Origin of the sequence: Micromonospora sp. HNM0581, assembly GCF_012726175.1 — a bacterium.
Lineage (GTDB): Bacteria > Actinomycetota > Actinomycetes > Mycobacteriales > Micromonosporaceae > Micromonospora.
Window position 1 is genome coordinate 16,339 of record NZ_JAASAD010000005.1, and the last position, 26,621, is coordinate 42,959.

Sequence of the window (26,621 nt, forward strand, 5' to 3'; positions counted from 1 at the left end):
GCCGGGCGGGGGAAGTGGACAGTGGTGGCGCTGTCAGAGGCTGCGGGCGACGATGTCACCGTGGGCGGTGGTCGCCTTGATGGCCAGTCCGGCGCCCGCACCGTCGGTGTTCCTCAGTTCGTTGCGCACGCGGCCGTACGTGGTGCCGGCGTCGAGGGTGGCTGAGGCGTCGCGGGTGGCGCCGATCGTGATGTCGCCCTGCTCGGTGCGGAGGGTGACGGCGCCGGCGACGGCCTCGGTGATGGTCAGGTTGCCTCGCTGGGTGCTGATCTGTGCGGGGCCGTTCAGGCGTCCGACGGTGATGTCCCCCGACTGCAGGGTCAGGCGGGCCTGAGCGGTCTCGTCGAGCTTGACCGCGCCGTCCGCGCCGTCGAAGGTGACGTCTCCGAGGCGTCCGACGCCCCGGAACTCGACGCTCGCGGCCTCCGCCTCGACCCGTGAGCCGGCGGGCAGTTGCACGGTTACCTCGACGGAGCCGGACGAGCCGAGGAACCGCCTCGCCGGCTCGGCCGCCTGCACGCGCAGGACACCGGCGTCGTAGGTGACCTTGATGCGCTCGGCCGCCGTCACGTCCCGGGACTTGGCGCCGTCGGTGGGCAGGATCTCGACGGTCGTGTCGGTGCGGTCGGCCGCGATGAGCTGGATACGTCCCGCGGGAATGTCGAGTACGGCCGAGATCGCGGTGGGGGTGTCGAACTTCTGCATCTTGACTCCTCTTGTCTGCTGTTTCCTGTGTAGGAAACACTACGTTGCCTTCATTGATCCAGCAACGACGATGTTGCATCGAGTCCGCGTTTGTCCAGCTCAATGCTGGTTTTTCATTGCAATGGCGAGAGATTCAACGCAACGCGCGATTCGCATTCGTTGCAATGGAGTGTGGGTGAACGCTATGCTGGGGCGCACCACCGACCATTGGAGGAAGCCGCCATGCCAGGAGGCCGGCTCACCCAGCCCGAGCGTCAGCAGATCGCCCTCGGGCTGGCCGACGGCCTGGCCTACGCAGCGATCGCCCGGCGCCTCGATCGTCCCACCTCGACGATCACGCGTGAGGTCATGCGCAACGGCGGCCCCACCGCCTACCGCGCCGACCTCGCTCACCACGCCACCGAGCGCCGGATCCGGCGCCGCCGGAGCGCCACACCCGGACGTGCCGACACACCGCCGCAGCCGCACGGTCGTGACTTCGCGGCCGTGCAGGAGTACGAGGAGACCTTCGCCGCGGTCTTCATGCAGTCGGGCCTGCCGAGGATGACGGCCCGGACACTGGCCTGCCTCTACACGACCGACACCGGCAGCCTGAGCGCCTCCGAGCTGGTCGGGCGCCTGCGGGTCAGTCCGGCGTCGGTCTCCAAAGCGGTAGCCTTTCTGGAGAGTCAGGGCCTGGTACGTCGAGAACGCGACGAACGCCGTCGTGAACGCTACGTCGTAGACGACGACGTGCTGTACGAGTCGGTGATGGCGAGCGCCCGGGCCACCGCCCATCTCGGCGAGATCGCCCGGCAGGGTGTGGAAGTGCTGGGCCGCGGCACACCGGCCGCCACCCGCCTGGAGAACATCGCCCGCTTCGTCGACTTCGTCTCCGAGAACATCGCCCGGGCGGCGAGTCAGGCCCGTGAGATCCTGCACACCAGGATCGAGGCCAACCGGGACCACGACTGTTGAGCATCGCGGCCCCCACCAACCCGGATCAGGCGGCTCGTCGCCAGCGGCCCCCGCGGCGTCAGCCGGGTGTGCTCGGCACCGCCACGAGCCGGCGTTCGACCTCGGTGACGACACTTTCCCGATGGGTGGCCACGAAGAAGTGGCGGCCGGGAAAGATCAGGCACTCGAAGTGGCCGAGAGTGTGGCCCATCCACGCGGCCGCTTCGGCGGCGCTGACCACCGGGTCGTCGCGGCCGGTGAGCACGGTGATCGGGCAGCGCACCGGTGGACCCGTCGTGACCGGATAGGTCTCCACGGCACGGTAGTCGGTGCGCAGCGCGGGCAGTGCCATGGTGCGTACGTCGGGATCGTTCAGCGCCTCGGCGATGTTGGCGTCGCCGTCGAGCTGCTGGACGTGAGCGACCAGCCGGTCGTCGCTGAGCTGATGGACGGTTTCCGCCCGGCTCGTCGACGGAGCCCGCCGGCCGGAGGCGAACAGGTGCGTCGGTGGGTGGCCCGCCTGTTCCAGAAGCAGAGTGGTCTCGTAGCCCACGAGCGCGCCCATGCTGTGCCCGAACAGCGCGACCGGTCGCCGGCCGAGGGCGGCCACCTGTTCGGCAACCGCCGCGGCGAGTGCGGCGACGCTGCCCACCTGCGGCTCGTCGTGGCGGTCCTGGCGGCCCGGGTACTGCACGGCAACCACGTCGACCGAGTCGGACAGCGCCGCCGAGAACGGGTAGAAGAAGCTGGCCGAGCCGCCCGCGTGCGGTAGGCAGACGAGCGTGACCTCGGTTCGCGCCCTACGGTGGTATCGCCTCAACCAACGCGTGTCGGGACCGTTCATGCTGAGCATCCTGCCGGTGACCGGAACCGGTTGATCGCCGTCAGATGCCGCTCCCTCAGCTCAGGGTCCTCGACCCCACCTCCCTCGGCGGAAGCCAGGCAGAGCACGCCAACCTTGCCCTGGTGTCGGTTACGGTGCAGGTCGTCGACCGCCCGGCCGACCTCGTCGAGCGGGTAGGTGACGGACAGTGTCGGGTGGACGCGGCCCCGCACGATGAGACGGTTGGCCTGCCACGCCTCACGGTAGTTGGCGAAGTGGGTCCCGACGATCCGCTTCAGGTTCATCCACAGGTGACGGTTGTCGAACTGGTGCTCGTAGCCACTCGTCGAGGCGCAGGTCACGATCGTGCCGCCACGCCGGGCCACGTAGACGGACGCGCCGAACGTGTCGCGCCCGGGATGTTCGAACACGATGTCGGCGTCCTCCCCGGCGGTGAGTTCCCGGATGCGCTGGCCGAACCGGCGCCACTCGCGCGGATCCTGGGTGGTCTCGTCGCGCCAGAACCGGTAGTCCTCGGCCTGCCGGTCGATCACCGCCTCCGCGCCCATGCGCCGGCACACCTCGGCCTTCTCGGCGCTGGAGACCACGCAGATCGGAGTGGCACCCCCGCAGAGGGCGTACTGCACGGCGAACGAGCCGAGCCCGCCCGCCGCGCCCCAGATCAGCACGTTGTCACCAAGGCGCATACCGGCACCGTGTGGCGACACCAACTGCCGGTAGACCGTCGAGTTGACCAGACCGGGCGATGCGGCCTCTTCCCAGGTCAGGTGGGCCGCCTTCGGCATGAGCTGGTTCGCTTTCACCAACGCCAGGTCCGCGAGCCCGCCGAAGTTCGTCTCGTATCCCCAGATGCGCTGCTCGGGATCCAGCATGCTGTCGTCGTGGCCGTCCGGATGCTGCAGCTGTACCGACAGACAGTGCGCGACCACCCGGTCGCCCGGGCGCCAACGTTGCACACCCGACCCGGTGCGCAGAACGATTCCCGCGAGGTCGGAGCCGATGACGTGGTACGGCTGGGCGTGCCGGGCGGCGAGATCCCCGGTGCGGGCGTAGCGGCGCAGAAAGGTGAAGGTGGGCACCGGTGCGAACAGCGAACTCCACACGGTGTTGTAGTTGACCGCACTGGCCATCACCGCGATGAGCGCCTCACCCGGCCCTGGCTGCGGGGTCGGTACGTCTCGCAGGTGCAGTGCCTTGGTCGGCTCACGATCGGCGATCGGGACGTCGTCGAACATGTGCTGGTCCTCTTCGAGCAGTACGGCAGCCCGGTGGTACTCCGGCACCGGCAGCGCGGTGACCGCGGCGGCGTTCGGGGCGGCGACGACGTCTTCGGCGAAGTGGCTGTTCATCGGGCGTCTCTCGCCGCGGCGGCGGTGCCGGTCGCCACTGTCGGGGATACCTGCTCCCGGTGAAGTCCGCTGAGAAGACCGCAGTCGGTCTCGCGCCCGAGCCGACCGGCGGTGACATGTGCGGTCAGCGCCGGCGGGGGAACGAGACAGGGTTCGCCGAGGAAGGCGAGAGCGACGTCGATGCCGAGTTCGTCGAGACCGGCGAGTGGACCCTGCGGCAGGCCGCCCCCGAGACGCATCGCGGTGTCGACGTCGTCGCGGGTCACCTGACCGGCACCGTGTGGATCGGCCACGCTATTGAGATACCGCACCACGAGAGCTGTCGCCGTTTGATCCTGCATGACCGCTACGCTAAGTGCGGGTCTGATGCCGGTGGCACCCCTTTTTACCGCCTGGCGGAGAATTCGGGGCTCCTAAGGGTTTACGGCTTCCATTCAGGTTCGCTGCCGCAATCAAGCGATCAGGACGGGCGAGGTCGGTAGGTCCGCGTCCTCTGCTGCCGGCGCAATCGATTGAACGGACAGTCCTGATTGGACGAAGCGCCGTGGCCGGGGGTAGCGGCGCCGGTGGACATGTTCGTAACCTTTGTGTGACACAGGGGTGGGAGTTGATAGTGGCTTTGGCCGCCGGAATGGGGGAAAATATGCTGATTCGAAGTGCGGGCGTCGACGAGCCGTGAGTATTGCCATCCCAGCGGGACGGATTCGCCGTGGTGGCGCAGGGATGGCGGATTGATGGAGTTCCGGGTACTCGGTGCGCTGGAAGCGGTCGACGACGACGGGCGCCGCATCGACCTGGGCGGCCATCGTCAGCACATCGTGCTCGCCAGCCTTGCGCTGGAGTGCGGGCGGGTGATCTCCGTCGGACGACTGGTGACCGCGGTCTACGGCGAGCGGTTGCCCAACAGCGCCCGCGCCCAGGTGCAGATCTGCGTTTCGGCGCTGCGCCGGCTGCTGACCGTCCACGGGCGACCGGAGGCGATCGTCACCCGTCACCAGGGGTACGCCCTGGAGGTGCCCGACGACGAGGTCGACCTGCAGCGCTACGAATCGCTGCTCTCCCGGGCAGGTGCCGCCACCGACAAGAACGAGGCCGTGCGGCTCTACCGCGAGGCGCTGCGCCTGTGGCGCGGCATGCCGTTGGAGGGCCTGGACAGCGAACCGCTGCGGGTGGCCGCCGACCGGCTCGTCGAGCGCCGGTTGGCCGCCATCGAGGAGTGCATCGACTTCGAGCTCTCCCTCGGCCGGCACGATGACCTGATCGCCGAGTTGACCGGGTTGGTCGCCGCCCACCCGTTGCGCGAGCGGTTGCGGGGACAGCTGATGCTCGCGCTCTACCGGTGTGGCCGGCAGGCCGAGGCCCTGGACTGTTACCGCTCGGCCCGCCGGATCCTGATCGAGGATCTCGGTCTGGAACCCAGCGAGCGGCTACAACGGTTGGAACGCTCCATCCTCGGGTCCGACGTCGGGCTGAGCGCGCCGATGCCACCGACGGTCGGGTTCGCCACACCCCCTGCGGCTGAGCCGGTCGCGTTCTCACCACCAGCTGCGATCACCGAGCAGGCGCAGGTCACCGGTGTCGGCCCGAGCCTGCCGGTCCCCGGCGACAACTCGGTTCCGTCGGTCAACGCTGGTCCGAGCCTGCTGCCCACCGACATCGCGGACTTCACCGGCCGCACCAGACAGATATGCGACATCCAGGAGCGGCTCGCCGAAGCCGCGGAGGACCCGGCACAGCTGGCGGTACCGATCGTCGTGGTGGCCGGCAAGCCCGGTATCGGCAAGACGTCGCTGTGCGTACACGTGGCGCATCGGCTCGCCTGGCGTTATCCGGACGGTCAACTCTTCGCGGACCTGCACGGCGGAGCCTCCCGACAGGCCAGCCCGACACAGGTGTTGGAACGGTTCCTGCGCACCCTCGGCCTGCCGGGCAACGCGATCCCGGACGACCTGGAGGAGCGCGCCGAGACATACCGTGGCCTGCTCGCCGACCGACGCATCCTGGTCGTGCTGGACAACGCCGGCAGTGAGACGCAGCTACTGCCGCTGCTGCCCGGCAACCCCAGCGCCGCGGTGCTGGTGACCAGCCGGCGACGCTTGGCGGGGCTGCCGGGCGCGGTGCACATCGAGGTCGACGTCTTCGACTCGGTGCAGTCCATCGCGCTGTTGTCGCGGATCGCCGGGGGCGACCGGGTACAGGCCGAGGCGGACGCTGCAGCCGAGCTGGCCGAGCTCTGCGGGCAGTTGCCGCTGGCGTTGCGTATCGCCGGCGCACGACTGTCAGCACGTCCGCACTGGACGGTGGAGCAACTCGCCAGCCGACTGGAGAACGAGTCACGCCGCCTGGACGAACTCAAGCACGGCGCCCTCGGAATACGGGTGAGCATCTCGCTCACGTACGACAATCTGGCCGAGGAAGCGCGCCGGCTGTTCCGCCGGCTGGCCCTGCTCGACTTCCCGGCCTTCGGTGGCTGGGTCAGTGCCGCGCTGCTCGACCAGCCGCTCGTCGACGCGCAGGACCTACTCGACGAGCTGGTCGACGCCCAACTGGTCGAAATCACCGGCGCTGAGGGTGGCGTGCGTACCCAATATCGGCTCCACGATCTCATTCGGGTCTTCGCCCGGGAACGGCTGACAGCGGAGGAGGGCGCCGCCGACCGAGGTGCGGCACTGTCGCGGGTGCTCGGCGGACTTCTCTACCTCGCCGAGCAGGCGCACGGACGACTGCACGGCACGGACAGCCCGCAGCTGCACAGTCAGGCCGAGCGGTGGACGTTCGCCCCCGAGGTGGTGACGCGGGTCATCCGTGATCCGTTGAGCTGGTTGGAGCGCGAGCGCCTGAACCTGGTCGCCGCCGTGCGGCAGACCGTCAAGGCGGGCCTGGTCGCGTTGTGCTGGGATCTCGCGTTCACCGCGGTGACCCTGTTCGAGTCGCGGATCTACCTCGACGACTGGCGGGAGACCCACCGGGTGGCCCTGGCCGCGTGTCGATCCGTCGGCGATCAGCGCGGCGAGGCGGTGATGCTCTACTCCACCGGTTCGTTGGGGATCGTCGAGAAACACTTCAACGACGCGCGGTTGAGCCTGGAGCAGGCCGAGTCGCTGTTCAGGCAGATCGGTGCCGAGCACGGGGTCGCCCTGGTCAGTCGTCAACTGGCCTACCTGGATCGGATCGGCAGCGACTTCGAGAACGCGACGCGCCGGTACGAGAGTGCGTTGGAGGTGCTGCTCGCCGCTGAGGACCTGACCGCGGCAGCCTACGTTCTGCACAGCATGGCGCAGACCGCGCTGGAACGTGGCCGTCCCGAGGAGGCCAAGCGGATGCTGCCACGCGCGTTGGAGCTGAGCCGGCGGGCCGGTAGCCGGCGTGTCGAGGCGCAGGTGCTGCACCGGCTGGCCGACGCGCACCTGGGCGTCGGGGATCACGCGGCGGCGGTGGCGGTCTTCGACGAGACCCTGACGGTGGTCCGTGAGCTGGCTGATCCGATCGGCCAGGCGTACGCGTTGCACGGGCTGGGCTTGGCTCACCTCAACCGCGGCGACCACGCACAGGCAGCCACCGCACTTCACGCAGCGTGTGCGTTGGCTTCCAGCACCGGCGAACGGTTGATCGAGGCGCGGGTCGAGCGCACGCTGGGCGAGTTGGACCTGGCCGCCGGTAGGGCACCGCAGGCGGTGGTGCACCTGCACCGTGCGCTGCACCTGTTCCGCAGCATCCAGGCGCCGATCTTCGAGTCCCAGGTGCTGGCAACGCTCAGCGAGGCGTACGCGGCTGCGGGTGGTGGCGGCCAGTCGTGCGCCGAAGCGGCGGTGGGCGAGGCGTCGACCATGCCGGCCCACCGCGAGCTGACCGTGAACTGATTCTGCATTCCGTTCTGGGGTGCGTCGCGATCAGGTCCAGGGCCAGTTGTCCAGTGTGGTCGAGAGCGTGACCGTCTCGTCGGTGGTGGGTGCGCTGTCGGCGTGTACGGCGGAGGCACCGATCAGGGTCAGGCCGATACCGACAACACCGGCGACGGCTATTTTTGCGACGTGTGCGGCGGGTGAACGCATAATGAATCCTCGTTCCGTAGTGGATTACCGGCTACCTCCTCGATGTGCGGTAGCGGGTCTGGGAACGAAGTTACGTGCCGGGCCCATTAACGCATTATCGAAGTTCTTTCTGGCGGTCGATCTGGTTGACGGTCGCGGCAATAGACATTCGAATGTGCGGTGATAACGGTCGATCAGATGATCGCCGCAGGGTGGGGGATCTTAGTTCACGGACGTCCACCAGATCCAGGCACTGCTGGCGCCGTACTCGTGCTCGATGATCGTCGGCTCCTGCAGCTGGCAACCCCATGCGTGTGCCACGCGCGTCATCTAGCTGAACCGCCGCGGCGACCCTCGCGCGGCGGCGACGACTGAGGAGGACATCGTGCATTCCTTCCGCACCGCGGTGCAGCGATACCAGCCGGCCGCCCACGAACCGCTGCGGGACCGCACCTGGCCGGACCGGGTCATTGCGGCGGCTCCCCGCTGGCTCTCGACCGACCTACGCGACGGCAACCAGTCGTTGGTCAACCCGATGAGCCCGATGAGCAAGTTGCGGATGTTCCGGCTGCTGGTGAAAATGGGGTACCGGGAGATCGAGGTGGGATTCCCGGCGGCGAGTAGGGACGACCATGATTTTCTGCGGCTGCTCATCGAGAAGGACCTGATTCCCGATGACGTCCGCATCACCGTGCTGGTCCAGGCCCGCGACGACCTGATCCGGCGGACGGTGCGGAGTCTGGCCGGCGCGCCCCGTGCCACCGTGCACCTCTACAACGCGACCTCACCGCTGTTCCGCCGGATGGTGCTCGGTGTCGACCGGGACGGGTGCCGGCAACTCGCCGTGCACGGCACGCAGCTGATGATGAAGTACGCCGAGGAAAGCCTTCCCGACTGCGACCTTGGCTACCAGTACTCGCCCGAGTTGTTCAACGACACGGAGGCGGACTTCTCCCTGGAGGTCTGCGAAGCGGTGATGGACGTGTGGCAGCCGGAACCCGGCCGCCCGATCATCCTGAACTTCCCGACCACCGTCGAACGCAGCATGCCCAACGTCTTCGCCGACCGCATCGAGTGGATGGACCGGCACCTGAGTCGTCGGGAACACCTGTGCCTGTCGGTGCATCCGCACAACGACCGGGGGACCGGCGTGGCCACTGCAGAGATGGCGGTGCTCGCCGGTGCCGAGCGCGTCGAAGGCTGCCTGTTCGGCAACGGTGAACGGGCCGGCAACGTCGATCTGGTGACGCTCGGGCTCAACCTTTTCAGTCAGGGAGTCGACCCGGGTATCGACTTCTCCGGTCTGGACCGGGTCCGGCGGACCGTCGAGCGTTGCACCGAACTTCCCGTCCACCCCCGGCATCCGTACGCCGGGGATCTCGTCTACACCGCCTTCTCCGGTTCCCACCAGGACGCCATCAACAAGGGCTTCGCGGAGCAGAGCCGGCTGGCAGGCGAGCGGGGCACCGCGGTCGACGGGGTCGCCTGGGAGATCCCCTACCTGCCGATCGACCCGCGGGACGTGGGCCGTGCCTACGAGAGTGTCGTGCGGATCAACAGCCAGTCCGGCAAGGGTGGGGTGGCGTACGTGCTGAGTTCTCGGCTCGGGCTGCACCTGCCGCGGGACCTGCAGGTGGAGTTCGCCGGCCTGGTGCAGTCCCGTGCCGACGCCGAGGGCGGCGAGATCGCCCCCGAGCGGGTGTGTGCGCTGTTCCGCGACGAGTACGTGTCCCGGTCTCTGACGGTGGTACCGCTGGCGACCGCCCACCCGGTGCCGGTCCACCTGCACATCGACGGTGCCGCGTTCGTCGTCGGGGGGCACCGTACCGACACGCTGGAACGAATCGGGCGGGGGCTGGCCCGTTGGGGCGTGGAGGTACGCGCGGTGCACCGTACCGGCACCGGCCTGGCCGACTCCACCGGCCTGGTCGCGTACGCGGAGCTCCGGGTCGGCGACGAGACATCGTGGGGTGTCGGCGTCGAAGCCGAGCTGTCGGCGGCGGTGTCGGCCGCGGTCCGTTCGGCGGCGGCCCGGGTCGGCCGGACCGCGACGGCACCGGTGGCGAGACCGCAACCGGCATCCGTCGTCCCGTCGCGCTACGCCCGGGTCGGGTGAGCGTGACCGGCGGATGGCGTGCCGATAGGGGTACGACAGCGGCCGTCCGTAGCGTCCGGGGTGCCGGCCTGGTCCAGGTCAGCGAGCCGGAGCCGCGATCGTAACGAAAGGATGATCATGAAGCTGGTCGAGCGCGCGGATGCGATCGCCACGCTGGACGGCCTCCTTGCCTCCGCCGTCTGCGGCAAGGGACGGATCGCCGTCATAGCGGGTGCGGTGGCGTCCGGCAAGACCGAGTTGTTGCACACGTACGCCGACCGGGCGGTGGACCGCGATGCCCTGGCGATCACCGCGATCGGTGCGGACACCGAGCGCGACCTGCCGTTCGGTGTGCTCACCCAGCTGCTCCTCGACGCACCGCTGGTTGCCGAGGAGCAACAACGTGCGATGAACCTGCTGTACGAAGGGGCCCGCGCCGACGACTGCGACCACAAGATCGACCCGCAGATCGTGCACGCCCTCGGCACGATCCTGCTGGAGCTGTCTCACCGATATCCACTGATCGTCGCGGTCGACGACATCGACCGGGCCGACCGGCAGTCCCTCGTCTGCCTGTCCTACCTGGCCAGGCGGGCGCGCTTCGCGCCGATACTGCTGCTGTTCACCCAGACCGAGCAGGGCCGCCGCGACGAGATCGGATTCGAGATGGAGGCGCTCTGGCGACCGCCGCACGGCTCGCGGATCGTCCTGCCGGCCCTGTCGGCCGAAGCGGTACGGGAACTGGCCGCCAGCCAGGTCGGCGAAGCTGACGCCGAGCGCCTGGTACCGGCCTGGCAGCACCTCAGCGGTGGTAGCCCGATGCTGCTGCGCGGCCTGCTCGACGATCACCGTGAGGCGCCCGCTGCCGTAACTGCGGCCGGCAGCGAGCCGGTGACCGGGGAGCATTTCGCCCGGGCTGTCGTCTCCTGTCTGCATCGCACGAACGTTCGCGTGCGGCGGGTGGCCCAGGGGCTGGCGGTCTGCGCCGATGTCACGCTGCTCGATCAACTGGTCCAGGTCGACGACGCACAGATCAGTCAGGCGGTACGCACACTCACCACCATCGGCGTGCTGTCCGGCGGGGCCTTCAGACACCCGGCTGCCCGCGCGGCGGTGCTGGCCGATCTCGACGAGCTGGACCGCGTCGATCTGTTCGGCAGGGCTGCCGTGCTCGCCCACCGCGGTGGTGCCTGCAGCACGGTGGTCGCCGCGCACCTGGTCGGTGCCGGTGAGGTGAACGGAGTATGGGCCCTGCCGGTGTTGGAGGACGCGGCCCGGCAGTCACTACGGGAGGGCCAGGTGGCCGCTGCGGTGCGTTACCTGCAACTCGCGCTGCGGGCCTGCACCGACAGCCAGCGTCGCGCGCGGATCACCGCGGCGCTGGTACGCGCCGAATGGCGGATCAACCCGAGCGCGCCGACCGGCTATCTGCCGGAGCTGGCCGCCGCCCTGCGCGGTGGGCAGCTGCGCGGTGTGGACGCGTTGGTGTTGACCAAGGCGCTGCTCTGGCACGGCCAGTTCGCCGAAGCCCGGGAGGCATTCGAGCTGATCGGTGCGCACCACGGCGATGCCGACGCGGAGACCCGTGCCGAGCTGGTCATCACCCGGCCGCTGATGCTGGCGACGTACCCGTCGTTCCGGCCGTTGCTGCACCCCGGCACGCAGCCGCCGGTGGCGATGCCGACGGTGTCGACGAGCCATCGGCTCTCGGCGGCCACCGCGCTGGCCGGGGTGCTGCGTGACGGCCCGTCGGAGCGGGCGACAACGGTCGCCGAACGGATCCTACGCAACTCGCGTCTGGACGAGATGAGCCTGGACACGGTGGAGAGTGCACTACTGACGCTCACCTACGGTGGCTGCCCGGCCAGCGCAGCGGGCTGGTGCGACACGTTCGTCGACGAGGCGCGTATGCGGCGTTCGCCGAGCCGGCAGGCCCGGCTGGCCGCCATCCGCGCGGAAATCTCGATGCGCCTGGGTGACCTGGTCGGGGCGCGGCAGCGCGCCACCGACGCGTTGACGGTGCTGCCATCGAGTAGTTGGGGTGTCGCGGTCGGCGGCCCGCTCGCTGTACTGATCATGGCGAACACCGCTACCGGTGACTTCGGTACGGTCCGCGACCACCTGGACCAGCCGGTGCCGGAGGAGATGTTCCAGACCAGGTTCGGGCTGCACTACCTGTACGCGCGGGGCCGTCACAGCCTCGCCATCGGCGAGTTGCCGTTGGCGCTGCGCGACTTCAGGCGCTGCGGCCAACTGGCTGCCCAGTGGGGTATGGACACGCCTGGCCTGGTGCCGTGGCGGGTCGACGCGGCCGAGACACTGCTCCGGATGAACTCGCCGGAGCAGGCTCAGCAGTTGGTCGCGGAGCAACTGAACCGGTGCGGGGACGGACAGCCGCGGGTACGCGCGATGGCACTGCGCCTGTACGCCGCCTGCGGTGAACTCCGGCACCGGCCGATGTTCCTGCGCCAGTCCGCCGATCTGCACAACGGCGGTGACGACTACGAGCTGGCCCGTACGCTTGTCGACCTGACTGAGGCGCTCCGGGCACTCGGTGAGTCGCGGCGGGTCCGCCTGATCGCCCGGCGGGCCCGTGCCACCGCTGAGAAGGTGGGTGCGCTACCGCTGCTCAACGGGCTGAAGATGGAGGCGGGCTGGGACGAGGAGGAAAGCGCGGATGCGATCAGTCCGATCGTGGCGGTGGCAGTCCTGAGCGAGGCCGAGCATCGCGTCGCCGCCCTGGCGGCGGCCGGCTACAGCAACCGGGAGATCTCCGAGAAGCTCTACATCACGGTCAGTACCGTCGAGCAGCACCTGACCCGTACGTACCGTAAGTTGAACGTCGCCCGCCGTGGCGATCTGCCGGCGAGCCTGAGCCCGGACTATTCGGCTAGCGTCTGAGCGGCGGGACCGGTGGCAGCTGGAAGGTCGCACTCAGTGGGTGCGACCTTCTGCCATGGTGGTCGAAGGTGCGGAACGCCTGGCGGTCGGTGCGGGGACGCCACCGCGATGGCGGTCACGACCAGGCCCTGCCTCGCCAGCCAGCGCCCCTTGAAGCCGGTTAGCCGGCGGCCGTGCAGCTGCGCTCCCACCGCCAGGATCCGGGCGTCGAAGGTGCCGGCCAGCGGATCAAAGGTGACGTCGGCGTCCTCGAAGTCCAGCCAGCGTGCGGTGAGCGGAAACCAGGCCTTGTAGACGGTTTCCTTCGCGCTGAACAGCAACCGGTCCCAGCACACGTCGGGATGCGTGCGTCGGAGCAGTTCGATCCGGTCTCGCTCCTGAGGCAGCGACACCGCCGGCAGTACGTCGTCGAAAAGAGGTGCGTTCGGCTCGGCGTCGATGCCGATGGTGGTGATGACATCGGAGTTGGCGAGCACCGCGGCGCGGTAGCCGTCACAGTGCGTGATGCTGCCGATCAGGCCGGCCGGCCATCGCGGCTCGCCCCGCGGCCCGGGCAGTACCGGCGTCGGAGCCCGGCCGAGGCGGACCATCGCCTGTCGGGCGCACCAGCGGCCGGTGGCGAACTCCCGCCGCCGCTTGTCGACTGCCCCGCGGACGATGCTCTCCTCCTCGGGGAACAGGAACGTGCCGGGTGCGTCGGTGAAGGTGTCCACCGCTACGGTGCCGGCCGGCAGGATGGCTGCGATCATGGCTTGCTCCGGGGCGGTGCCGGTTGCCGGGTCGCGACCGTCGATCGGGGCGGTGCACCAGTGTCGATAGTGGGCATGTCCCGATGCTAGAGACCGTCACCGCCCACCGGAACGCGTAGCGGCCGGAACTCGGGCCATTGCCGGTACGGTTACGGGAGGACCGTGCCGAGTAGGGGAGCACCGGGTCAGGGCACCGCCACCGCTGCGTCGTTGCCCGGCGTCCGGGTCGTACCCGGCAGCGGCGGAACGACTACCGTCGAGCGACCGCTCACCTCGACGGTCGGGCACATCGCGGTGAGCAGCAGCGTGCTCCAGGCGATGTCGATCGGGTGGGGATCGGGCAGACCGATCTGGTAGCCGCTGATGGTGATGCCGGACGAGACCTGCCGAACGCCGTCGCGACTGTGCATCGAGAACGCCAGGTGACCGAGGACCGCGCCGTCATGGCCCCAGAACTCGCCGCACGGGGTGGGCAGCGAGAAGATGCCCAGACCGTAGCTGCCGGCGGCGGGCTGTCCCGGCAGTACCGGCACGGCAGTGAGCATCTGGTCGAGAGTGGCCGGGCCGAGCAGGTCGCCGCCGAGCAGCGCCCGGAAGAACGTGTTCAGATCCTCGGTGGTGGCGATCATCTCACCCGCCGTCCCGGCCCAGCTCATGTTGAACTCGCTGATGTCGCGTACGCCGAACGGAGCGAAGTACCCGCCGCCGTGGCGGCCGTGGATCTTCGGGTCGGTGCCGGGGAACGAGGTCCCGGTGAGCTTCAGCGGTCGCAGGATGCGTCGCTGCACCTCGGTCGCCGCATCCTGGCCGGTGATCGCCTCGATGAGCATTCCGGCCAGGATGTAGTTGGTGTTCGAGTAGCTGTACCGGGCACCGGGAGCGTTCGTCGGCGGCATGGCCAGACCGATGGCGACCAGGTCCTGCGGAGTGTACGTGGTGACCTGCATCCGGCTGATCGCCGCGTACGAGTCGATGATCGCGTTGGTGTAGTTGCCGATGCCGCTCGTGTGGTTCAGCAGCATCCGGACGGTGATCCGGTTGCCGGATTCACCGGGGACGGTGTCGGGCAGCCACTCCCCGATGGGGTCGTCGAGGCCCAGCCGCTGCTCGTCGACGAGTTGGAGCACGGTGGTGGCGATGAACGTCTTGGTGATGCTGCCGATCCGGTGGTGCATCTGTGGTCGCATCGGTCGAGGACCGGTCAGGGTGGCCTGGCCGGCGGCGGCACGCCAGTCGTGCTGGCCGTCGCGTACGGCGATCAGCACCCCCGGTACGCCGGCTTCGGGTACCGCGTCGAGGGCGGCGCGTAGTGCCGTTCGATCGGCGGCGGGCCCTCTCGACGGGTCCGGCCGCGCGGTGGCGGATGCGGGTACGGCGGCTATGGTGGTCACCAGCGCGACGCTGGTGACCAGGATCTTCAGGGTCCGAAGAGGGCGTGGCATACCGACATGCTCGCGGAGATCCTGAAAGGACACAACCGGCTCGGGCGGAAGACCCCGCTCCCACCGTGGTATGAGCGGGAGTCAACCGCTCGACGTACTGCCGCCTGAGGCGGGCTGGTTGGTCGGCGTCACGGCACGAGCGACAGGGTCCGGGACGGAGGCGCAACCGGCCGGTCCCGGGGGCGGCTCGCACCTGCTGGCCCCGAGCCTGGCCGGTGATCGCCGAACGGGTTGCGGAACGCAGGCGCTGCGGGTGTCGCGGCGTGCTGGACGGGTAGACGTTGCCGAGGACGGGCTGCGATCGGTGCAGTGGTCCTCCCCGACCCGCGTGGTGACCGCCGAGGCGGCGTCCCGGTCCGCGCCGGACAGGGTCGTGTGCGACGAACGGTCACCGGGTCACCTGGAGCGCGGTCGGGGCTCTCGGGCAGGGTTCCTGCCCCCGACAGTGGGGCTGATGCCATGCGTGTACCTCGAATCATGATCAACGACCTGCGGGGGAGTGTGGTCGTGCCGTCGGCCACCGATCACACCGCCGGCCGGCTCGTGCTGCGGCCGGCCCGACGCGAGGATCTTCCGGCGATGTCCCGCGCTCACGTCGAGTTGCTCCCGATCGGGCTGTTCCCGTCGCTCGGTGCCCGTTTCGTGCGTCGCTGGCATCGCACGTTCCTGACCTCGCCGTACGGGGTGGGCGTGGTGGTCGTCGACACCGCTGCCGCGTCGGAGAAGATTGTCGGGTTCGTGCTGGGAACCACCGACCAGGCCGCATACACCACCGCGCTCACGAACGACCGGCGGGCCATGGCCGCCCTTGCCTTCACCGGGCTCGTCGCGTTGCTGCTGCGGCCCCGGGCCGCTCTGCGGGTGGTGCGGACACGGGTCCGGCCGTGGGCCCGTCGGGTGGTGCCCGGTCGCGCCACCGCACCCGCACGGGCGAGGGCCGAGCCGTCGTCGACCCCACATGTGGCGGTCATGACCGCGTTGGCGGTGCGGCCGGACTGGCGCAAGAGCGGCATCGGGGTACTGCTGGCCGCACGTTTCGTCGAGTCGGTGCGCCGTGCCGGCGCGAGGTGGGCCGAGGCACAGACCTCCACCGGGCCACTCGGCGCGACCGGGTTCTACGAGCGGCTGGGGTGGGACGCGGGTCATGAGCGACCCACACCGGACGGCGACAGCGTACGTACGTACCGGCTGACTCTCAGCGGCGCGGGCTGGAACTCGACAGACTGAGACCGTCGTGTCGGGGTCCGGTGGTACCGACGAGCAGGCCTGCGCCGTCGGGCTGGCATTCGAGGTACTCGGCGAGCCGGGCGGCCCCGGTGAGCATGGCCCGGCCGCGTCCGGTGAGCTGTTCCCGCCACCGACGCAGTGCGGCGGCGAGCGGTTCGCTGCCGCCGGCCTCGCGTACCTGGCCCAGCACCCCGGCGATGTGGTCGAGCCGGTATCCGCCCCGGCGCAGCAGGTGAGCGAGTTCGGCGTCGAGGACGTCAGCCGGTGAGTAGCTTCGATAGCCGGTGGCCGGGTCGCGTGCCGGCCGCAGGAGCCCAGCCCGCTCCCACTTGCGCAGGGTCGCGGGCCGGACGTCGAGGCGGTGGGCCAGCACGCTGATCGGTACGGGTTTGCTGCTCTGCGGTCGTCGCTGCGTGCCGGTGAGCACAGCGACGGCCGACTCGACCGCGTCGAGGGTTTCCCGGTCGCGTTGCAGCAGGGCGTGGCTGTGGTCGATCGTGCGTAGTGCGGTGTCGATCCTGCCCTGGTTGACCGCACGCATGATGTCGCCGCTGGCCGCGTAGCCGTGGCCTGCGATCAGGGCGAGGTAGGCGTTCAGCGCCCTTTCGTGTACGTCGGTGAACAGGCGGTACCCGGCCGGGCTGCGCTCAGCCTGCGGCAGGAAACCGGCTCGTTCGTAGTTGCGCACTGCCTGCGCGCAGAGTCCGTGCCGACGTGCGAGGTCGACCGGTCGTCGGAACCTGTGGTTTGAGGGTTTACTGGCTGCCATCGCGCTCCATTGCCTGCAGGTCTCAACCGCTGGTTCAACGATACGGTTGATGCAATGACGAACCTTCTTGACCTGTTTGCCGCACCACCGACGCTGCTTGCGCTCGGCGAGCCGACCCATGGCGAGTCCGCCTTCCTGCAGATCCGCAACGACACCTTCATGGCGCTGGCCGAGCGGGGCTACCGGTCGATCGCGCTGGAGAGCGACCGGGCGGCGGGACTGATCGTCGACGAGTTCGTCCGAGGTCGCGCCACCGTCGATCTGGAGCGTGCGCTCACCGAGGGATTCAGCCACGGATCCGGTACCGCCCCGGCCAACCGCGACCTGCTGGTGCGGATGCGCGAGTGGAACGACGGGCGGTCGGCCGCCGAGCGCCTGACGTTCCACGGCTTCGACGCGCCGCTGGAGATCGAGAGTGTCCCGAGCCCACGGCGTCACCTCATCCAGGTCTGTGACTTCCTCGATCTCGACCGGTCCGGGGAGATCGACGACCTGGTCGGCGACGAGGCCCGGTGGAGCGACACTGCGGCGATCTGGGAGCCCGGCAGGTCGATCGGAGGATCGACCGACGCCCAGCGCCTGCGGGTGATCGCCGACGACCTGCTGACCGAACTGTACGTGCAGGCAGCCCGCCGATCCGAGGGCTGGCAGGCGGCGCTCGTGCGGGCCACCGCCGCGGTCGCGGTACTGCGCTACCACGCCGCAGCCGCCGCGCCGTTGGAGCAGGAAGAGCGCCTCGCCCGGCTGATCAGGGTCCGCGCCGCACTGATGGCAGAGAATCTGCTCGCGATCCGGTCGATCGAGGCACACCGGGGACCGACGCTGGTCTTCGCGCACAACTCACACCTGCAGCGCCATCCGGCCACGATGACCATGGCCGGGACGGACGTCTCGTGGGCTGGCGCTGGCGCGATCGTCGCGTCGCTGCTGCACGACCGGTACGCGGTGTGCGTCGGTAGCCTCGGCGCGAGCCCCGTGCTCGGCATCCCGGCACCGCCGCCGTCGACCTTCGAGGGCGGGCTGCAACAGGGCAGCGCCCTTCCCCGTTACGTCCGGGCTGCCGACATTGCGGCTGGCGAGCAGCGTACCCACGACTACCGTTACTTCCCGCTGACCCAGGCCACCGTGGAACACGCCGACGCGGTGCTGCACGTTCCGACCGGCGTCGACGCCGCTGGGCTCGCCGACCGGATACTCGCCCTGCCCGGCGTCGAGCAGATCGTGGCTAGCGAGGAGAACGGGTCACCCGAGGGTTCGTGGGGTGATCGGTTCTTCTACGTCGGCCCGGACCGTCGTCAGCCCTTCGCCACCATCGTCGAACACGACGTCCCTGGCTTCGACGAGGCCTCCCAGCTCGACCGCCCCGGTGTCTTCCGCCTCAACCTGGAACTGGGCCGCGTCGAGTTCGAAAGCCGGTTCGGCTTCCCGCCCGGGGACTTCGAGGACCACCGGCACGAGTTCGACTACGCCCGGCTGGACACCCTCGTGCCGAATCCCGGCTACGCACGGTACGGCTTCGGCAGCATCATCATGCCCGGCCCGCAGATGCTGCCCGAGATCGACCGGCTGCTGGCGATAGCGCACGCTCGGGCGGTGGACCGCCACGAGCGTGCCGGGCGCAGACAGGGCTGACGCGGATCGGCCATCGGAAGGAGCGACGTGGTTCAGGTGGCGGGTAGGCGTACCTCGAATCGGCAGCCGCGGTCGGTGTTACGGACGTTCACCCGACCGCCGTGCGCCTCGACGAGACCCCGCACGATGGCCAGGCCGAGCCCGCCACCGCCGCCTGAGTCGGCCGCTTCGGGGGTGCGGGCGCGTGCGCCACGGAACGCGACGTCGAAGACCCGGTCCAGATCCTCGCCGGGAATGCCTCCGCAGGTGTCGGAGACGGCCAACCACACGTTGTCGGTCTCGTGGCCGGCGGCGATGTGCACGCTGCCGTCCTCGGGCGTGTAACGGACGGAGTTGATCAGCAGGTTGCTGACGATCCGGGCGAGTTCACGTTCGCCGGCCCGGACCTTGGGCCAGCCGCTGTCCGCCGCGAACAGGTGGATGCGGCGATGGGCGGCCAGCGGCGCGACGCCGGCGATGGCGTCGGACACCACGTCACCCAGCGGCACCGTGGTGGGCATGAGCCGTAGCGCACCGGCGTTGATGCGGGACAGCTCGAACAGGTCGTCGACGAGTCGGGTCATCCGGTCGGTCTCCACCCGGATCCGCCTGTGGTACTCGTCGACGACGGCCGGGTCGTGGATGATGCCGTCCTCGAGGGCCTCGGCCATGGCCCGTAGCCCAGCCAGGGGGGTACGCAGGTCGTGGGACACCCAGGCGACGAGTTCGCGGCGGCCGGCCTCCAGTCGGCGTTCGCGTTCCCGGGCGGCGCGGGCCCACACCGCGGCAGCGGCCAGCCGGCTACCGAAGACGGCCCCGACGGCGAGGCTGATCACCGCAGAGGCGCTGACCGTGACGAGGACGACCCACAGGTCGTGCGCCGACAGGAACATCGCCTGTGCGACGGTGGCGACTCCGGCGACCACGGCGAGGACGGTGACGGCGAGCAACACCAGGATGTGCACGAGGATCGACCGACCGTGGAGCAGCCGCAGCACCGCGGCGCCGGCCAAACCGACGACGCCGCCGGCGGTGAGAGCGTAGAGCCCGATGAGCAGCGTGTCGGTCATGTGCCAGCTTCCTCATCGAGTGGGTCGTAGCGGTATCCGACACCCCAGACGGTGCGGATGCGCCGTGGATCGGCCGGATCGTCCTCGATCTTCTCGCGTAGCCGCCGGACGTGGACGGTGACCGTCGACTGGTCGCCGAACTGCCAACCCCAGACCTTGTCCAGCAGGTCGCTGCGGGACCATGCCTGCCCCGGATGGCGCATGAAGAAGATCAGAAGATCGATCTCCCGGGCGGTGAGTGACAACGGTGCGCCACCCATGGTCGCGACGCGGCGGGCGGCGTCCACGGTAAGCGTCGCGTCGGTCAGCTTCGCCGAGGCGGTGGGGTGGGCGGCGTGGGCGGAGGCGCGGCGCAGCACCGAGCGGATCCGCAACACCAGTTCACGGGGAGAGAAGGGCTTGGTGACGTAGTCGTCGGCGCCGACCTCGAGACCGAGGACCCGGTCGGCCTCCTCGCCGAGCGCGGTGAGCATGATCACCGGAAGGTCGGGCAGCTGCCGCCGGATGCGGCGGCAAACCTCAAGGCCGTCGATGCCGGGCATCATCAGGTCGAGTACCACCAGGTCGGGGCGCTGGGCCGCGATGGCGGCCAGACCGTCGGCGCCGTCGGTGGCGAGTTCGACGTCGCAGCCGGCCTGTTCCAGGTAACGCCGAACGACGTCGCTGACCGTCAGGTCGTCGTCGACCACTAGCACTCGGTGTCCCATTCCCACCACGCTATCGACCGGGGACGACGGGACGTCCTTCGGACAGCCTTTCGGACTTCTTACGGCCGGCCACCGCCCTGCGCCACCGGAGCAGGCAGGACAGCAGGGCCGCACCGGCGACGGCGAGCAGAACGGCGACGAGGTTCCTGCCGTACGGCAGTGGCAGGACCGAGGGGTTGTCGGCGGGGCGGCCGAAGCCCAGAGCGAGGGGAAGCCCCACCACGGTGACTGCTGCGGCGACGATCGCGGCGGCGCGAACCGGCGGACCGTACCGTAGCGGGAGGCGGGTCAGTGCGGCGCCGACGGTCAGCACCGCCGCCATCCAGACCACGTCGTGGCCCACCAGTACGGCGGCGAGGAAGAGCAGCGCCCCGCCCGATGCCAGGTCCGCGTCGGTCCCGGCGCCGACGACGGCGTACGCCATGATCAGGCAGCCTCCGGCGACAAGCACCGTACGGGTCTTCACGGTGACCCCGGTACGGTGATCCGGCTGATCCACTTGGTCTGTAGCACGCCGGGACGGTTGGGTGCGATCAACCGGGCCGGATAGCCGTGATCGAGGTGCAGCGGTTCGCCGCCGAGCCGCAGCGCGACCAGGCTCAATGGGTCACCCACGTGTTCCGGCGGCACCGTACAGGCCCGGTATCGTCCGCCGACCTGAAGTGACTCGACCAGGGCCGACGAGCGCCGTGGATCGGCACCCACGAGCGCGACCAGATCGCCCAGCCGGACGCCGGTCCACGTCCCGGTGGCACTCCAACCCTCCACGCAGGCGATCGGCAGCTCCGCGGTGTACTGCGGAAGCCGGTTGAGGGCGGCGAGGTCCAGGCTGACGCTGCGGCCCGGTCCGACGACCAGCAGCCGGTACGCCGGATCGAGGGCGGCGGCGCGCACTCCGGCACCGTCCGCGGTCCGGTTGACCGGAAGGCCCTGCGGTCCCACGTCAGGACGGCGCGGGGCGAGCACGGCGACACCGGTCAACGGTCGGAACGTCTGCCCGACCGTGGTCAAGGTGATCAACCCGGAGGCGGCGGCGACGCCACCGAGCAGCGTCCGCCGGTTCAGCCCGTCCGGCCGTGACTCGCTGGTCGGACGGGCGAGCGCGGCGCGGACCGCTGGAAGGTGTACGCCGATGTGCACCAGGAGCCCGCCGACGGACAGCCAGGCCGCCCAGTAGTGCCCGGCGGTGAAGAAGAACGGCATCGGTGCGTACCAACGGGCGACGTTGAGGACGCCGCTGACCAGCAGGAACAGTGCCGCGCCGACCAGTAGCCCGGTGCCGGCCCGCTCGGCGGCGTGCGCCACGGAACGGGCCGGTGGCCAGCTGAACAGGTGCGGGTACACCGACCACAGCTTGGCGCCGAGCAGCGGCACCGAGGCGAGTCCGGTCGCCACGTGCAGACCCTGGGTGAACCTGTAGAGCCCGACCGGCTGGGCCGGCCACCAGAACCAACCCGGCGGGTGCTGGATGAGGTGACTGAGCAGACCGGTGACGAAGCAGCTGCCGAACACCACACCGAGGGCGACGCCGAGCTGACTGGTCAGCCGGGCCGAACGCAGCCGGGACCGGAACACCCCGGCGCGCATGGGTCCCCGTCGTAGTGCCGTCGGTGGTTCCGGCAACGGTGCCAGGCACCACCGGACGAGGCGCCGCAGCACCGCCACGCCGCCGGTCACCGGGGGGCCAGGGTGGCGAACCATCGACCCGCCTCCGTCCAGGTGTCGAGCACGCGCATCGCCGTGCCGTCGGCCAGCACCGGAAGATCGTCGGGCGGCACGCAGGCCCAGGGCAACGCCCGGTCGGTGCCGTCCGCGGCCTGCACCGTCGCGGTTCCCGACCAGGCCGGTGTACCCGCCGGTGCCAGCTCCGCATGCAGGCGCCCGTCGGCGACAAGCAGCTGGCGGCATCGGCGAAGCAGCCGGTACGGGTCACCGCCGATACCGATGTTGCCGTCGGCCAGCAGCAGGTGTCGCCAGCGCCCGGCAGCGGGCACCGGACCGAAGACGTCGCGTCGCAGGGCGGGTGCGCCACGACGGCGGGCCAGCCTCACCGCACTGGCGCTGACGTCGATGCCGAGGGCCGGCAGCCCGGCGCCGACGAGGGCGCTGGTGAGCCGGCCGGGGCCGCAGCCGACATCGAGGGTGCTGCCGGTGCAGCACCCGATGAGCGCATCGTCGCCGGCGATCACGTCACCGCACCAGGCGGCCGGATCGAACCGGTGCACCCCGCCGCTGGCGTGCCGGGCCGTGAAGGCGGCCGGGATGCCGGACGCGGCCCGGTCGATCGCGGTGTCGAAGACCGCGACGGCGTTCACCGGCCGACCGATGCGGGCTGCGGGACTTCGGTGGCGACGGCGCGGGCGAACCGGCTGCCCGGTGGGCACCAGGTGGCCACGGCACGGGCGTTGTCGGCGGTGTCCACGTCGGACAACTCAGGTAGCAGGTGCACCCGCAGTCCACGACGGTGCAGGGCCGCCAGGGTGCAGCGGCCGGTGGTCGTCGTGGAGGTGGCGATGCCGCGTAGTACCTCGGCGTGGCCCGGGTCACGCAAGCCCAACGTCCACCATCCGCCGTCGGTGGCGGGGCCGAGCACCGCGTCCGGGCCGCCCGCCGCGGTGAGCAGTACCCGGGCTGCGTCGAGGTGCGTGACGGGCAGTTGTGGAGTGTCCATGCCGATCAGCACGGCCGGGCCGTCGGTCGGGCGGGCGTCGGCGAACGCGTTGCCCAGCCGGTCGCCGAGGGAATCTCCACGCTGGGGGAGGGTCGCCCATCCCGGCGGTGCCGGGTGGTCGCCGTCGAGGACGAGCACGCGTGAACTCGCGGCGGCGTTGCTGACGGTGTCGAGGGTGTCGGCCAGGGCGGCGGCGGCGACCCGGGCCGCCTGCTCCGGAGTGCAGGGTGGGCAGAGCCGTGTCTTGACCCGTCCGGGCCTCGGCGCCTTGGCCAGCACCAGGATCTGGAAGGCGCTCACCGGGCCAGCACCGTGCTCATGTCCCGGACGGCACGGGCGGTGCCGAGCAGGGTTCCGGTCACCTTCGAGCGGGTGCCGGCAGCCCTCGGGTGGTAGTCGACGTCCACCTCGACCACCCGCCAGCCAGCCCGGTCCGCGGCGATCAGCAACTCCAACGGGTAGCCGAACCGGCGGTCGGTCAGTCCCAACGCCAACAGGTCGTCGCGGCGGACCGCCCGCATCGGGCCGATGTCGTGCACGCGTAGGCCGGTCGTGCGACGCAGCCGGTGGGCGAGGACGGCGTTGGCGGCCCTCGCGTGCAACGGCCACACCTTCCGGTCGACCGGTCGACGCCGGCCGGTGGCCAAGTGCACCTGACCGGTACGCACGTGGTCGGCCAACGCGGGTAGCTGCGCCGGGTCGAACGAGCCGTCGGCATCCATTACACACACCACCCCGTCGGCGGGTGCTGCCGCCAGTACACCGGCGTGCACGGCGGCACCGTAGCCGGGCTCGGCGACGCTGATCACCTCCGCGCCGTGGGCGTGAGCCACCTCGGCCGTGCCGTCGTTCGAGCCGTTGTCCACCACGATCGCCCGGTAGCCGGCCGGTATCCGGGTCAGCAGGCCGGGCAGTGCCGGTGCCTCGTTGCGGCAGGGAAGAACCACATCGGTCATGTCGCGGACGCTAACCAGGTTCGCGCGGGGCAGGTATTACCAGCCGATGATGAAGTCTTACGAGACGCTGACGGCTACCGGTCACGGCCGCCGTCGGTGCCCGGCTGGTTCTAGCGTCGTCGCGTGACCCACGTACTCGTCACCGGCGGAGCCGGTTTCATCGGGACCCATGTCGTCGTCGCCCTGCACCGTGCCGGTCACCAGGTGTCCGTCGTGGACGTCGGCCACCCGGGCGCGCACCGCGCACCACCGCCGGACACGGTCGCCGGTGCGCCGCTGCGCCGGGTCGACCTGCGCGACCGGTACGCCGTCGCCGACGCCCTGACCGGCGTCGACGTGGTCGTGCACCAGGCAGCCATGGTCGGGCTCGGCGTGGACCTCAACGACCTGCCGGAGTACGTCGGCTGCAACGATCTCGGCACCGCGGTACTCCTCGCCGAGATGGCTCGGGTGGGCGTCCACCGCCTCGTGCTGGCCAGCTCGATGGTCGTCTACGGCGAAGGTGCGTACACCTGCCCGGCACACGGCCCGGTACGCCCCGGCCCGCGCGCCGGCGCCGATCTCGCCGCCGGGCGGTTCGAGTCGGCCTGCGCCGCCTGCGGTGCCGCTCTGGAACCGGGCCTCGTCGATGAGGAGGCGCCACTGGACCCGCGCAGCGTCTACGCCGCCACGAAGGTGGCCCAGGAACACCTCACGGCCGCCTGGTGCCGGCAGACCGGTGGCACGGTGGTGGCGTTGCGCTACCACAACGTGTACGGGCCGGGCATGCCGCGTGACACGCCGTACAGTGGCGTCGCGGCGATCTTCCGGTCCGCGCTGGCGGCGGGACGTGCCCCGCGCGTGTTCGAGGATGGCCGGCAGCGCCGCGATTTCGTGCACGTCGACGATGTGGCGGCGGCCAATGTCGCCGCGGTGACAGCCACCGGTGGCCGCACCGGCTGGCGGGCCTACAACATCGCCTCCGGCCGTCCGGCCAGCATCGGTGAGATGGCCGCCGAACTAGCCCGGGTCACCGGTGGGCCCACCCCGGTGGTCACCGGCGAGTTCCGCCTCGGCGACGTACGCCACGTCATCGCCTCACCGGTGCGGGCCCGTACCGAACTCGGTTTCCGCGCGGCGGTGCACCTGGCCGACGGGGTCAGGGAGTTCGCCGACGCACCGCTGCGCGGATGAGGACACTGGTTCTCGCCCGGCCGCGGCGCACCACGGCCCGGGCCGACCGGATCGCCGTCCTGGTCGCCGTCGGGTTGTTCGCCGCCGCCGCCGCTGTCGGTGCCCTGCTGCACCTGCTGGGGCGGCCGGTGCACGCCAGCGCGGCACCGCTGTTCGCCCAGTGGCGGCCGCACGTCGGCTGGGGCACCCCGCTGGCGGTGGCGGTGGCCGTCCTGGTTTGCTGGCGCGGACCCGCGCTCGCCGCGCGGCTGCCCTGGCGGCGGCTGCTGGTCCTGTCCTACGTCACCGCCGTGGCCTGGACGTTGTCGCTGGCGTTGATCGACGGCTGGCAGCGCGGTATCGCCGGCCGGCTGGTCACCAGTCACGAATACCTGCACGAGGTTCCCGGCGTCACCGACGTTCCCGCGATGCTGGGTACCTTCACCACCCGGATTCTCGACTTCCAACCGGACTCCTGGACCACCCACGTGTCCGGTCACCCGCCCGGCGCGCTGCTGGTGTTCGTCTGGCTCGACCGGGCCGGACTGGGCGGTGGCGGTTGGGCGGGTGTCCTGTGCATCCTGGCGGCGGCACTCACCGCCGTCGCGATACCACAGACGGTGCGGCTGCTCGGCGGCGACGACGCGGCGCGGGCGGTACTGCCGTTCACGGTGGTGTTCCCGGGGGCGGTCTGGTTCGGCGTGTCCGCCGACGGCCTGTTCGCCGGGGTGACCGCCGCCGGCGTCGCGCTTCTGGCGTACGGCCTGGCCCGGGCCAGCGCGCTCGGCGGGTTCGCGGGCGGCGTGCTGCTCGGCTTCGGCTGCTACCTGTCCTACGGTCTGGTGCTGCTGGTCCCGATCGCGGTTGCCGTGGTGATCCTGGGCCACCGGCACCGGTCCGTCGTCGGGTGGGCCCTCGGGGGTGCGATGCTGGTCGTGGGTGCCTTCACGGTAGCCGGATTCGACTGGCTGACCGGCTACGACCTGGTTATCGAGCGCTACTACCAGGGCATCGCCAGTCGACGCGCGTACGGCTACTGGGTGTGGGCCAACCTGGCGATCCTGACCGTCGCCGCCGGACCGGCGGCCGCTGTCATCCTGCGCCGGGCAGCCCTCGCCGGATGGCCGGTGGTCTCGTCGTTGCGGCCGCGCTCCGGCTTCCGGCTCCCCGGGGGCAGCGCCGCTCACGCCTGCTGGCTGCTGACGATCGCCGCCGCGGCGGCGATCGTCGCCGCGGACCTGTCCGGTTACAGCAAGGCCGAGGTCGAACGCATCTGGCTGCCCTTCACCGGGTGGCTGATGGCCGGTGCCGCCCTCATCCCCGCCACCGACCGTCGGACCTGGCTCACCGCACAGGCAGCGGTCGCCCTCGCGATCAACCACCTGCTGCTGACGACCTGGTAGGCG

At 70.4% G+C, this 26,621-nt stretch carries 23 protein-coding genes; 8 read left to right on the forward strand and 15 right to left on the reverse strand.

The window, feature by feature from the left end:
- Positions 1–33: 33 nt before the first annotated feature.
- A complete protein-coding gene (locus HCA58_RS08655; protein ID WP_169597257.1) occupies positions 34–705 on the reverse strand; it encodes a DUF4097 family beta strand repeat-containing protein in 672 nt (223 codons plus the stop codon).
- A gap of 222 nt (positions 706–927) precedes the next feature.
- On the opposite strand from HCA58_RS08655, the gene HCA58_RS08660 reads away from it, so the two are divergent.
- A complete protein-coding gene (locus HCA58_RS08660) occupies positions 928–1,662 on the forward strand; it encodes a helix-turn-helix domain-containing protein (RefSeq protein ID WP_169597258.1) in 735 nt (244 codons plus the stop codon).
- 58 nt (positions 1,663–1,720) lie between these two features.
- Here the strand turns inward: HCA58_RS08660 and HCA58_RS08665 are convergent, their stop codons facing one another.
- The 3 genes from HCA58_RS08665 to HCA58_RS08675 are packed head-to-tail and all read right to left on the reverse strand — an operon-like array spanning position 1,721 to position 4,175.
- Entirely contained in the window at positions 1,721–2,485 is a 765-nt protein-coding gene (locus tag HCA58_RS08665; protein ID WP_169597259.1) for an alpha/beta fold hydrolase, read from the reverse strand.
- Positions 2,482–3,834, reverse strand: coding sequence for a crotonyl-CoA carboxylase/reductase (gene ccrA, locus HCA58_RS08670; protein WP_169597260.1), 1,353 nt, complete (start codon positions 3,832–3,834; stop codon positions 2,482–2,484). The genes HCA58_RS08665 and ccrA overlap by 4 nt, the downstream gene beginning before the upstream one ends.
- Positions 3,831–4,175 (reverse strand): 3-hydroxyacyl-CoA dehydrogenase family protein, encoded by a 345-nt coding sequence (locus tag HCA58_RS08675; protein ID WP_169597261.1) that lies wholly within the window; start codon positions 4,173–4,175, stop codon positions 3,831–3,833. Before HCA58_RS08675 ends, ccrA begins: the two co-directional genes overlap by 4 nt.
- A gap of 393 nt (positions 4,176–4,568) precedes the next feature.
- Between HCA58_RS08675 and HCA58_RS08680 the strand changes: the two genes are divergently transcribed.
- A complete protein-coding gene (locus tag HCA58_RS08680; RefSeq protein ID WP_169597262.1) occupies positions 4,569–7,694 on the forward strand; it encodes a BTAD domain-containing putative transcriptional regulator in 3,126 nt (1,041 codons plus the stop codon).
- Positions 7,695–7,724: 30 nt separating this feature from the next.
- Here the strand turns inward: HCA58_RS08680 and HCA58_RS08685 are convergent, their stop codons facing one another.
- Positions 7,725–7,886: a hypothetical protein gene (locus tag HCA58_RS08685; protein WP_169597263.1), complete on the reverse strand. Its 162-nt coding sequence runs from the start codon at positions 7,884–7,886 to the stop codon at positions 7,725–7,727.
- 364 nt (positions 7,887–8,250) lie between these two features.
- Here HCA58_RS08685 and HCA58_RS08690 point away from each other — a divergent pair, with 364 nt between their 5' ends.
- Both HCA58_RS08690 and HCA58_RS08695 read left to right on the forward strand, forming a co-directional pair.
- On the forward strand, positions 8,251–9,981 hold the full coding sequence (locus HCA58_RS08690) for a 2-isopropylmalate synthase (protein WP_169597264.1): 1,731 nt from the start codon (positions 8,251–8,253) through the stop codon (positions 9,979–9,981).
- 117 nt (positions 9,982–10,098) lie between these two features.
- On the forward strand, positions 10,099–12,861 hold the full coding sequence (locus HCA58_RS08695; protein ID WP_169597265.1) for a LuxR family transcriptional regulator: 2,763 nt from the start codon (positions 10,099–10,101) through the stop codon (positions 12,859–12,861).
- Here HCA58_RS08695 and HCA58_RS08700 read toward each other — a convergent pair.
- Both HCA58_RS08700 and HCA58_RS08705 read right to left on the reverse strand, forming a co-directional pair.
- A complete protein-coding gene (locus HCA58_RS08700; protein ID WP_169597266.1) occupies positions 12,843–13,610 on the reverse strand; it encodes a 4'-phosphopantetheinyl transferase superfamily protein in 768 nt (255 codons plus the stop codon). The two genes, HCA58_RS08695 and HCA58_RS08700, sit on opposite strands and share 19 nt — an antisense overlap.
- A 185-nt stretch (positions 13,611–13,795) precedes the next feature.
- The gene (locus HCA58_RS08705) at positions 13,796–15,022 is read right to left on the reverse strand and encodes a beta-lactamase family protein (protein WP_240955810.1); all 1,227 of its coding nucleotides are present in this window, start codon (positions 15,020–15,022) and stop codon (positions 13,796–13,798) included.
- 489 nt (positions 15,023–15,511) lie between these two features.
- Here HCA58_RS08705 and HCA58_RS08710 point away from each other — a divergent pair, with 489 nt between their 5' ends.
- On the forward strand, positions 15,512–16,279 hold the full coding sequence (locus HCA58_RS08710; RefSeq protein WP_169597268.1) for a GNAT family N-acetyltransferase: 768 nt from the start codon (positions 15,512–15,514) through the stop codon (positions 16,277–16,279).
- Here HCA58_RS08710 and HCA58_RS08715 read toward each other — a convergent pair.
- Positions 16,248–17,048 carry a TioE family transcriptional regulator gene (locus tag HCA58_RS08715; protein ID WP_240955778.1) on the reverse strand — a complete coding sequence of 267 codons (801 nt, stop codon included), beginning with the start codon at positions 17,046–17,048 and terminating at the stop codon, positions 16,248–16,250. The genes HCA58_RS08710 and HCA58_RS08715 overlap by 32 nt on opposite strands.
- A gap of 54 nt (positions 17,049–17,102) precedes the next feature.
- Here HCA58_RS08715 and HCA58_RS08720 point away from each other — a divergent pair, with 54 nt between their 5' ends.
- A complete protein-coding gene (locus HCA58_RS08720) occupies positions 17,103–18,680 on the forward strand; it encodes a DUF6194 family protein (RefSeq protein ID WP_169597270.1) in 1,578 nt (525 codons plus the stop codon).
- A 32-nt stretch (positions 18,681–18,712) separates the two neighbouring features.
- Here HCA58_RS08720 and HCA58_RS08725 read toward each other — a convergent pair whose 3' ends face one another.
- Genes HCA58_RS08725 through HCA58_RS08755 form a run of 7 tightly spaced genes read right to left on the reverse strand, consistent with a single transcriptional unit; the run spans position 18,713 to position 24,063 of the window.
- Positions 18,713–19,729, reverse strand: coding sequence for a HAMP domain-containing sensor histidine kinase (locus tag HCA58_RS08725; RefSeq protein ID WP_169597271.1), 1,017 nt, complete (start codon positions 19,727–19,729; stop codon positions 18,713–18,715).
- Entirely contained in the window at positions 19,726–20,436 is a 711-nt protein-coding gene (locus tag HCA58_RS08730; RefSeq protein WP_205808103.1) for a response regulator transcription factor, read from the reverse strand. The genes HCA58_RS08725 and HCA58_RS08730 overlap by 4 nt, the downstream gene beginning before the upstream one ends.
- A gap of 10 nt (positions 20,437–20,446) precedes the next feature.
- Positions 20,447–20,902, reverse strand: coding sequence for a hypothetical protein (locus HCA58_RS08735; protein ID WP_169597273.1), 456 nt, complete (start codon positions 20,900–20,902; stop codon positions 20,447–20,449).
- Complete coding sequence (locus HCA58_RS08740; protein ID WP_346775921.1) at positions 20,899–22,113, reverse strand: molybdopterin-dependent oxidoreductase; 1,215 nt, start codon at positions 22,111–22,113, stop codon at positions 20,899–20,901. The genes HCA58_RS08735 and HCA58_RS08740 overlap by 4 nt, the downstream gene beginning before the upstream one ends.
- On the reverse strand, positions 22,110–22,751 hold the full coding sequence (locus HCA58_RS08745; protein WP_346775922.1) for a class I SAM-dependent methyltransferase: 642 nt from the start codon (positions 22,749–22,751) through the stop codon (positions 22,110–22,112). Before HCA58_RS08745 ends, HCA58_RS08740 begins: the two co-directional genes overlap by 4 nt.
- A complete protein-coding gene (locus HCA58_RS08750; protein ID WP_169597276.1) occupies positions 22,748–23,407 on the reverse strand; it encodes a TIGR04282 family arsenosugar biosynthesis glycosyltransferase in 660 nt (219 codons plus the stop codon). The genes HCA58_RS08745 and HCA58_RS08750 overlap by 4 nt, the downstream gene beginning before the upstream one ends.
- The gene (locus tag HCA58_RS08755) at positions 23,404–24,063 is read right to left on the reverse strand and encodes a glycosyltransferase family 2 protein (protein ID WP_169597277.1); all 660 of its coding nucleotides are present in this window, start codon (positions 24,061–24,063) and stop codon (positions 23,404–23,406) included. Before HCA58_RS08755 ends, HCA58_RS08750 begins: the two co-directional genes overlap by 4 nt.
- A 123-nt stretch (positions 24,064–24,186) precedes the next feature.
- On the opposite strand from HCA58_RS08755, the gene HCA58_RS08760 reads away from it, so the two are divergent.
- Positions 24,187–25,236 carry an NAD-dependent epimerase/dehydratase family protein gene (locus HCA58_RS08760; RefSeq protein ID WP_169597278.1) on the forward strand — a complete coding sequence of 350 codons (1,050 nt, stop codon included), beginning with the start codon at positions 24,187–24,189 and terminating at the stop codon, positions 25,234–25,236.
- Entirely contained in the window at positions 25,233–26,618 is a 1,386-nt protein-coding gene (locus HCA58_RS08765) for a hypothetical protein (RefSeq protein WP_169597279.1), read from the forward strand. The genes HCA58_RS08760 and HCA58_RS08765 overlap by 4 nt, the downstream gene beginning before the upstream one ends.
- Positions 26,619–26,621 lie beyond the last annotated feature (3 nt).

Bases quoted from the DNA above. Each gene is read 5' to 3' on its own strand.
- HCA58_RS08655 (WP_169597257.1), bottom strand. From the start codon at position 705: ATGCAGAAGTTCGACACCCCCACCGCGATCTCGGCCGTACTCGACATT.
- HCA58_RS08660 (WP_169597258.1), top strand. From the start codon at position 928: ATGCCAGGAGGCCGGCTCACCCAGCCCGAGCGTCAGCAGATCGCCCTC.
- HCA58_RS08665 (WP_169597259.1), bottom strand. From the start codon at position 2,485: ATGAACGGTCCCGACACGCGTTGGTTGAGGCGATACCACCGTAGGGCG.
- ccrA (WP_169597260.1), bottom strand. From the start codon at position 3,834: ATGAACAGCCACTTCGCCGAAGACGTCGTCGCCGCCCCGAACGCCGCC.
- HCA58_RS08675 (WP_169597261.1), bottom strand. From the start codon at position 4,175: ATGCAGGATCAAACGGCGACAGCTCTCGTGGTGCGGTATCTCAATAGC.
- HCA58_RS08680 (WP_169597262.1), top strand. From the start codon at position 4,569: ATGGAGTTCCGGGTACTCGGTGCGCTGGAAGCGGTCGACGACGACGGG.
- HCA58_RS08685 (WP_169597263.1), bottom strand. From the start codon at position 7,886: ATGCGTTCACCCGCCGCACACGTCGCAAAAATAGCCGTCGCCGGTGTT.
- HCA58_RS08695 (WP_169597265.1), top strand. From the start codon at position 10,099: ATGAAGCTGGTCGAGCGCGCGGATGCGATCGCCACGCTGGACGGCCTC.
- HCA58_RS08700 (WP_169597266.1), bottom strand. From the start codon at position 13,610: ATGATCGCAGCCATCCTGCCGGCCGGCACCGTAGCGGTGGACACCTTC.
- HCA58_RS08710 (WP_169597268.1), top strand. From the start codon at position 15,512: ATGCGTGTACCTCGAATCATGATCAACGACCTGCGGGGGAGTGTGGTC.
- HCA58_RS08715 (WP_240955778.1), bottom strand. From the start codon at position 17,048: ATGGCAGCCAGTAAACCCTCAAACCACAGGTTCCGACGACCGGTCGAC.
- HCA58_RS08720 (WP_169597270.1), top strand. From the start codon at position 17,103: ATGACGAACCTTCTTGACCTGTTTGCCGCACCACCGACGCTGCTTGCG.
- HCA58_RS08725 (WP_169597271.1), bottom strand. From the start codon at position 19,729: ATGACCGACACGCTGCTCATCGGGCTCTACGCTCTCACCGCCGGCGGC.
- HCA58_RS08730 (WP_205808103.1), bottom strand. From the start codon at position 20,436: ATGGGACACCGAGTGCTAGTGGTCGACGACGACCTGACGGTCAGCGAC.
- HCA58_RS08755 (WP_169597277.1), bottom strand. From the start codon at position 24,063: ATGACCGATGTGGTTCTTCCCTGCCGCAACGAGGCACCGGCACTGCCC.
- HCA58_RS08765 (WP_169597279.1), top strand. From the start codon at position 25,233: ATGAGGACACTGGTTCTCGCCCGGCCGCGGCGCACCACGGCCCGGGCC.